The sequence below is a fragment of the Aeromonas sp. QDB68 genome (genome assembly GCF_027707405.1).
GTDB lineage: Bacteria > Pseudomonadota > Gammaproteobacteria > Enterobacterales > Aeromonadaceae > Aeromonas > Aeromonas caviae.
In genome coordinates this window covers 1-6,505 of record NZ_JAPCIQ010000140.1, presented here as the reverse complement: position 1 = coordinate 6,505, position 6,505 = coordinate 1, and the positions used below count along the sequence as shown (strand labels likewise).

The following is a 6,505-nucleotide window of genomic DNA, read 5'->3' as shown; positions in this document are numbered from 1 at the left end:
GTAAAGGGGTCGTTGGAGCGGGCGTAGTCATTGAGCGCCATGGCGCCGCGGTCAGTCGTGAAGTCGTAGGCGCGCAGACAGATCGATCAACGCTTTTTAGTGCGCGCTACTGCAAAAAAATGCTCATATTTTCAATACTATCCCGACAGGATAGTTGCATATCAATCAATCACGGCAGGGCTTCAACGAAGTCCGTCATAATGTCCTTGATGGACTTCCCCTGCGCGGCAGCATGCATTTTCAGCTTGGTATGCAGCGCCTCCGGCAGGTCGAAATTAACCCGCTTCATCTTCTCGGATCCTGCGATATCACCCATGGTCATTGCCCGTTTTTCGCTGCTGGGACGGCCAGCCTTCAACATACTCATTTACTTACACCCTCATTAACTCATTTGAGTAATGCCAATACTTCATCTGCCAAGCCCCGTATTTCCTGGGCTGCATTGCTGTTAGGCTCAACATCAAGCACGGTGGTGCCTGCCGCTGCGGTGCTCGGATAAGCAACACTCTGGGTCACTCTCGCCGCCAATACCGGCAGACCATATCCTTCCAGCGCCTCTCTGATCTCAGCGCCGATCTTGGTGTTCTTGATGGCCCGACTCACCACGAACGCCGCCTTGAGGCGGCCATCTGTCATCTCGATGCGCTGCTTAACCAAATCCACTAGATCAGACGCAGCCCAAATGTCATAGGGGCTGGGTTGTACTGGGATCAATACCAAGTCGCTGGCCTTGATCGCGGATATCGCCAGGTCAGCGGCCTGCGGAGCACCGTCGATCACGATCAAGTCCTTGTGGGACACCGCCTTGATGTCGCGTTCAATGGTTGGCCTATCTATCCCCACCACTGGCACCGGTTGCTCATCACGCACTGCGGACCAATCTCTTGCACTTCCCTGGGGATCGCTGTCGATCAACAGCACATCGTGACCAGCCACCTGAAAGGCTCGCGCTAGATGAGTGGCAATTGTGGTTTTGCCGCTCCCTCCTTTCTGGTTCAACACCGATATAACCAGCATGCCCACCTCTTAACTCAACCAAGTGAATAAGTAAAAGAGTAAAACATCAAATGAGTATTTGATTCAAGAGATCAGCGCTAATAGCTGCCACCCCTCGCTGTCCTGGCTGGACGCCAGAAGCCCTCACAGCCCAAAAACCTGATCAAGAAAACGGGCTCAATGGTATGCTATGGGTAATCACAGGTATTACCTTGGAGTACCACCATGCCCACACAATCCAAACCGGTCTCGATCAAACTCGACGCCGATACCCAGGAACGCATCAAACGCCTGGCAACCTCCCGCGAACGCTCAGCCCATTGGCTCATGCGCGAAGCCATCAGCCAGTATGTCGAGCGCGAAGAACTGCGCGAGACCTTCCACCGCGACACTCTGGAGGCCTGGCAGGAGTTCCAGGAGACCGGCCAGTATGCCACCGCTCAAGATGTGGATCAGTGGCTAGCCTCTTGGGGCACTGATGCCGAAGGAGCGCCTCCTGCATGCCACCAGTGATCTTTGCCCCTGCCGCCCTGCGAGACCTGCAACGCCTACGTGAATTCCTGCGCCCTAAAAGCCCGCAGGTCGCACAGCGGGCCGCAACAACAATCCAGCTGTCCCTACGCCAGCTCGCAGCCCAACCCTCAATGGGCCGCCCCATAGAAGGACTGCCAGAGGCGTTTCGTGAGTGGGTGATCCCCTTTGGTGACAGCGGCTATTTAGCCCGCTATCGCATTGAACCGGATGTCATCGTGGTGCTCGCTGTCCGCCATCAACGCGAAGTTGGCTACTCATGATGTAAGAGACAACGTCAGGCCAAACACCTCGTTCCGCAATGTGTACCAGGGGCGTCCGATTTGGGATGTTATTGGCTGATCGATATGGATGTTATTGAGTGATCGCCATGCGTGGGAATACGCAGCTGTGGGATGAAAATAAAGTGTCATCCCCGAAAATAGAGTTTCATCCTTGAAAATAAAGTCTCACCCTAACCATGGGGCGCAATGGGCGGCCGCAGTGTGGAGGCGTTCTTTATCTCCTGTGATGACCATTACCTGGCCAAGAACCTGAGTTCGATCCGGGATGAAGTAATGGCCGAGGGGGAGGCGCTGACCAACTATGTCAGGGGCCATATCATCCAGCGTCGAAAGTGGGGTGAGTTTGATAAAGAGCGGGCCCGCGAGTTGTGGGGTGATGCGGAGGGGATTGAGATCACCAATTCATATTGCAGTAATCCAGGGCTGATGACTGCTGTCGTAGGGGATGAGTGGTGGTACGACTTGCCGATGGTCGATAACCCTGATTACACCTACCTGTGCCGCATCATTCAGGCCGTCCGTGATGGTCTGCGCGAGTACACCAAGAGCACCCCGGCCGCAGCGGCCTGAGTTAGAGGAAAAACGGACTCATGAGTAACGAAAATCATCAGCTATTCACCACCGAGCAGATCCGCCAGCGCCTTGAGGAAGGGGGCGAATCTGCCCGCTGGTTGGCTCAGGCTGTTGTCTCCTACTACCGGCCTGCAGCACCAGCCCCTAGCCTGTTTTCCTTCTCTACGAAGCTGGACGAAGAGGCGCAGGGAATGTTTTTTCAAATGCTGTTGATCCGCAGCAAGCCGGATTGGTCTGATGACCAGCTGGCCGCCCTGGTGCGCGAGTGCGAGCAGTACCTCGCCAACTGATAGAGGAAAAAAGCCATGACTAAGGCAAAGCTTACAGAGTTGCAGAAAGGGGTTCTTTATGCTGCGGCTGTGGTGATCGAAGGTTGAGAGAGGATGAAACTCTATTTTCATCAGGATCTGGCCAGAGACCCCATCACCCCGACACAAGGATGATACTTTGCTCGTGAATGTGAACAAGATGCCGCCTAAAAGGCGGCATCTGTCCATCTATAGGGTGAAACTTTATTTTCATCCCACAGCAGCAGGTCTGCATCTGTGAGGTTCCTGGCCTGACAGATTTGCACCGTAAGCAATTGATTCATAAGCTTTAAAAATGAAAAACTGCTCATATACCTTGGGTTTCTGATGGTATACGTTTTGAACCACACGGGTTGATCAGAAAGCAAAAAGAGGCGCCGGTTTACCGTAACGCCCCTTATACGTACTAGCAGATGGGGTTACTGCTTGGGTTGGTACAGTTCAACATACTGGCCAGCCAGTGCCTGCGCCTCTGCCAATACCGCAGGCGATAAACGCTTGGCGAAAAGGTCACGGTTTGTAGCCGCCTTGACATCCCCATTGGCGGCAGACACCGAACTCCAGACGTAAGCTAGCTTGTTATCCTGCACCACACCCACACCGTTGTCGTACATCATTCCGAGGATACGTTGGGCATCGACATCGCCCTGTTCGGCGGCTTTTCGATACCACGCCACCGCTTGCTTATAGTCCTGTGCCACCCCCTTGCCATACTCGTACTTTACCCCGAGGTTGTACTGGGCATCGACATTGCCCTGCTCGGCGGCTTTTCGATACCACGCCACCGCTTGCTTATCGTCCTGCGCCACCCCACGGCCGTTGGTGTACATCACCCCGAGATTGAACTGGGCCATGGCATCGCCCTGCTCGGCGGCTTTTCGATACCACGCCACCGCTTGCTTATAGTCCTGTGCCACCCCGCGGCCATTGACGTACATTCTCCCCAGCAAACCTTGCGCATTGGCATTGCCCTGCTCGGCGGCCTTGCGGGTCCAAGCCACCGCTTGCTTGTCGTCCTGCGCCACCCCGCGGCCATGGAGGTACATTTCCCCCAGCAAACCTTGGGCATCGACATCGCCCTGTTCGGCGGCCTTGCGGGTCCAAGCCACCACTTGCTTGTCGTCCTGTGCCACCCCGCGGCCATGGAGGTACATTCTCCCCAGCAAACCTTGCGCATTGGCATTGCCCTGCTCGGCGGCTTTTCGATACCACGCCACCGCTTGCTTGTCGTCCTGCGCCACCCCGCGGCCATGGAGGTACATTCTCCCCAGCAAACCTTGGGCATCGACATTGCCCTGTTCGGCGGCCTTGCGGGTCCAAGCCACCGCTTGCTTATCGTCCTGTGCCACCCCCTTGCCCAGCTCGTACTTTACCCCGAGCAGGAGTTGGGCATCGGCATCGCCCTGCTCGGCGGCTTTGCGATACCACGCCACCGCTTGCTTGTCGTCCTGCGCCACCCCACGGCCGTTGTCGTACATTACCCCCAGCAAACCTTGGGCATCGACATCACCCTGCTCGGCGGCTTTGCGATACCACGCCACCGCTTGCTTGTCGTCCTGCGCCACCCCACGGCCTTTGTCGTACATCAACCCGAGGTTGTACTGGGCGCTGGCATCGCCCTGCTCGGCGGCCTTTCGGAACCACGTCACGGCCTGCTTGGAGTCCTGCGGGACGCCTAAGCCTATGCTGTACATGATCCCTAGTTCGTATTCATGTACAGGACCTTAAGCGGCGAGTCCATTTAAAACGCCTTCCAAGGTCCTGTTCTGTATCGACTTTCTCTGCTTGGTTCGGCAGGCGTTCTTGGCCAAATAATCGGCAGCCCATTCCAATCTTTCCCTTATTTCTGTCAGCGCCCTATGGGCCACTGCTTCCAATAGCGGTAGCCACCACGTCGCACTGTTCTTCGACGCTTTCAGCATCGATAGCGCCCCACTCATCACACTCTGCGCGACCCGTCTCTTCATCACCAGCGACAGCAGGCTCGTCCACACCAACCCCTCGGCAATCGCTTTCTCGCCCGTCACAAACCCCTTGAGCCGGTTGTGCGATTTCCACTCTTTAAATAACAACTCCACCTGCCAACGGCAGCGATACAGGCTCATCACCTGCTCTGCTGACCATGCTGCTCGCGGTAGGTTCGTCATCCACAGACAGAACCGCTTTTCCTCAGCAAACCAGCGCCGGATCAACCGGTACTCGACCTGGCCGGACTTCACCACCATATCCAGTACCTCGGCCCGACAGCGTCGCCGTCCGGCCTCTCTCAGAGATAGTCCCGCCAGCTTGGGTACTTCCCGTCCATCACCGCGCCAGGCTTGGATTATCTTGGGGTTCAGGCTTTTCGTGCCGCGCACCAGATAAAATCCGCCAGCGTCGTTCACCTGCTCAAACCAAGCCCTGTCAATGTAACCTGCGTCAGCCAGCAGCAGGCAGTTGGTCAGCGTGTGGGCTTCAGGCAGAAATTGCCGTTCCCCTGCGGTATCGGCAGACACACTCATGCACAACGGGCTCTGCTCCGACAGTGACATGGTCATATGGCACTCGATAGCTGCCGGACTGATGGTCTTGAACCGGCCGGGAAAATCAGCAGCAAGGCGCCGATGCACCGCAAAGGAGGTGCCATCGTGCAGTAACACCTGCTTGAACGCGCCGAGGGAGGCTGCTTTGAGTTGATGGTCGATACGCAAGGCGATGGCCCGCTCGACCAGGGCTTTCATAAACAGGGCAAAGCTCTCTTTGCGCAGCTGATTGTGAAACGGTTTGTAAGAAACCTGATGGGTGTTTACCAGTTGCAAGGCATTGAAATGGCGGTGTAAACCGGCAATGTCATTGACCTGGTCGCCTCCCATGGCCCGCAGCAGTGCAGGTACGAGCATGGCTGGGGTAATGGCACGCTGACGCAGACAAAACTTGCAGAGCCGAGCAATGCGCTCGAGTGCGGCGGGAGCCAAGAGTTGCTCCAGATAGTAATTAGCGTTGATAATAGTCATAGGCTTCGCGCGTGTTGATTTTGTTTGGCGATAAAATCAGATCACAAACGAAGCCTTTTTTATATCTATTTCAATTGGTTGCCGCTAAAGATCCTGTACATGAGTGAGGGTTATGGTGGCTATATGCTGGATATTGCTATTCAGATGACAGCCATATGGGGAAGATTACAGGCGCCTGAAATAACAGCAGAGTATGGAGTGACTACCACGGCTGGAGGTTGGCACGGGCTGATCCCCTCTCCCTTTGGGAGAGGGTTAGGGTGAGGGGAGCTGGCTGACCGGGTGTAGCAACCAGGCGGCATTACACCGCTGAATCTTCAGTTATTGAAATTCCACGCGATCGGCAGTTCGACGTCGAAGATAAGTGCATCCCCGTCGAGGCGAAAGGCCAGGCTGGTCTGGTGCTGGTCGTATTCGTTGATAATCAGGCAGCTCTCGGCGAAGTTGGACTCGTAGTTGATATGGGCCACTCCTTCACGGCCGTCAGCGAGTTCGATGCTGAGCACCCGCAGCGGGTTCTCCTGACTGAGGTTGACCCGGGTGTCCCCCACGTCCACCAGCCGTTCCAGCAGAGGGAAGAAATCTTGTCTGTGGGTCGTTATGGCCTGGGTGATGGCCTGCTCCAGCTCAGCCTGGGTGGCGAAGGGGCCGCCGAGTGGGTAGCGGGTCTGGATCCTTTCCTGAGTCATTGCGTTTCCTCCTGAACTGAGATGTGGCAACAGTTTGGCCGCTGCAGTGACCTGTCATGTACAGGATCTTTAGCTACAACCAATTGAAATAGATAGAAAAAAGGCTTCGTTTGTGATCTGATTTAATCGCA

At 55.7% G+C, this 6,505-nt stretch carries 9 protein-coding genes; 4 read left to right on the top strand and 5 right to left on the bottom strand.

Translation table 11 applies throughout. From position 1 onward, the window contains the following. Nucleotides 1–169 precede the first annotated feature (169 nt). Complete coding sequence (locus tag PG892_RS20945) at nucleotides 170–367, bottom strand: plasmid partition protein ParG (protein ID WP_161508007.1); 198 nt, start codon at nucleotides 365–367, stop codon at nucleotides 170–172. A 20-nt stretch (nucleotides 368–387) separates the two neighbouring features. Then, entirely contained in the window at nucleotides 388–1,017 is a 630-nt protein-coding gene (gene parA, locus PG892_RS20940) for a ParA family partition ATPase (RefSeq protein WP_182935892.1), read from the bottom strand. A 204-nt stretch (nucleotides 1,018–1,221) separates the two neighbouring features. Between parA and PG892_RS20935 the strand changes: the two genes are divergently transcribed. The 4 genes from PG892_RS20935 to PG892_RS20920 all read left to right on the top strand — a co-directional run bounded on the left by PG892_RS20935 (nucleotide 1,222) and on the right by PG892_RS20920 (nucleotide 2,674). After that, nucleotides 1,222–1,509 (top strand): CopG family ribbon-helix-helix protein, encoded by a 288-nt coding sequence (locus PG892_RS20935; RefSeq protein WP_101617265.1) that lies wholly within the window; start codon nucleotides 1,222–1,224, stop codon nucleotides 1,507–1,509. Then, nucleotides 1,497–1,790 carry a type II toxin-antitoxin system RelE/ParE family toxin gene (locus tag PG892_RS20930; protein WP_101617266.1) on the top strand — a complete coding sequence of 98 codons (294 nt, stop codon included), beginning with the start codon at nucleotides 1,497–1,499 and terminating at the stop codon, nucleotides 1,788–1,790. The genes PG892_RS20935 and PG892_RS20930 overlap by 13 nt, the downstream gene beginning before the upstream one ends. Nucleotides 1,791–1,997: 207 nt before the next feature. Beyond that, nucleotides 1,998–2,381, top strand: a complete 384-nt coding sequence (locus PG892_RS20925; RefSeq protein WP_139743097.1) for a hypothetical protein — start codon at nucleotides 1,998–2,000, stop codon at nucleotides 2,379–2,381. A gap of 20 nt (nucleotides 2,382–2,401) precedes the next feature. Continuing rightward, nucleotides 2,402–2,674 (top strand): hypothetical protein, encoded by a 273-nt coding sequence (locus PG892_RS20920; protein ID WP_139743096.1) that lies wholly within the window; start codon nucleotides 2,402–2,404, stop codon nucleotides 2,672–2,674. A gap of 437 nt (nucleotides 2,675–3,111) precedes the next feature. Here the strand turns inward: PG892_RS20920 and PG892_RS20915 are convergent, their stop codons facing one another. The 3 genes from PG892_RS20915 to PG892_RS20905 all read right to left on the bottom strand — a co-directional run bounded on the left by PG892_RS20915 (nucleotide 3,112) and on the right by PG892_RS20905 (nucleotide 6,374). Then, a complete protein-coding gene (locus PG892_RS20915) occupies nucleotides 3,112–4,389 on the bottom strand; it encodes an SEL1-like repeat protein (protein WP_270825805.1) in 1,278 nt (425 codons plus the stop codon). A 27-nt stretch (nucleotides 4,390–4,416) separates the two neighbouring features. Further along, the gene (locus tag PG892_RS20910) at nucleotides 4,417–5,685 is read right to left on the bottom strand and encodes an IS4-like element ISApu1 family transposase (protein ID WP_011191342.1); all 1,269 of its coding nucleotides are present in this window, start codon (nucleotides 5,683–5,685) and stop codon (nucleotides 4,417–4,419) included. A gap of 317 nt (nucleotides 5,686–6,002) precedes the next feature. Beyond that, entirely contained in the window at nucleotides 6,003–6,374 is a 372-nt protein-coding gene (locus PG892_RS20905) for a hypothetical protein (RefSeq protein ID WP_004099020.1), read from the bottom strand. Nucleotides 6,375–6,505 lie beyond the last annotated feature (131 nt).

Coding starts and splice junctions, on each gene's coding strand:
- PG892_RS20910 (WP_011191342.1), bottom strand. CDS start 5,685: ATGACTATTATCAACGCTAATTACTATCTGGAGCAACTCTTGGCTCCC.
- PG892_RS20925 (WP_139743097.1), top strand. CDS start 1,998: ATGGGCGGCCGCAGTGTGGAGGCGTTCTTTATCTCCTGTGATGACCAT.
- PG892_RS20905 (WP_004099020.1), bottom strand. CDS start 6,374: ATGACTCAGGAAAGGATCCAGACCCGCTACCCACTCGGCGGCCCCTTC.
- parA (WP_182935892.1), bottom strand. CDS start 1,017: ATGCTGGTTATATCGGTGTTGAACCAGAAAGGAGGGAGCGGCAAAACC.
- PG892_RS20935 (WP_101617265.1), top strand. CDS start 1,222: ATGCCCACACAATCCAAACCGGTCTCGATCAAACTCGACGCCGATACC.
- PG892_RS20930 (WP_101617266.1), top strand. CDS start 1,497: ATGCCACCAGTGATCTTTGCCCCTGCCGCCCTGCGAGACCTGCAACGC.
- PG892_RS20945 (WP_161508007.1), bottom strand. CDS start 367: ATGAGTATGTTGAAGGCTGGCCGTCCCAGCAGCGAAAAACGGGCAATG.
- PG892_RS20920 (WP_139743096.1), top strand. CDS start 2,402: ATGAGTAACGAAAATCATCAGCTATTCACCACCGAGCAGATCCGCCAG.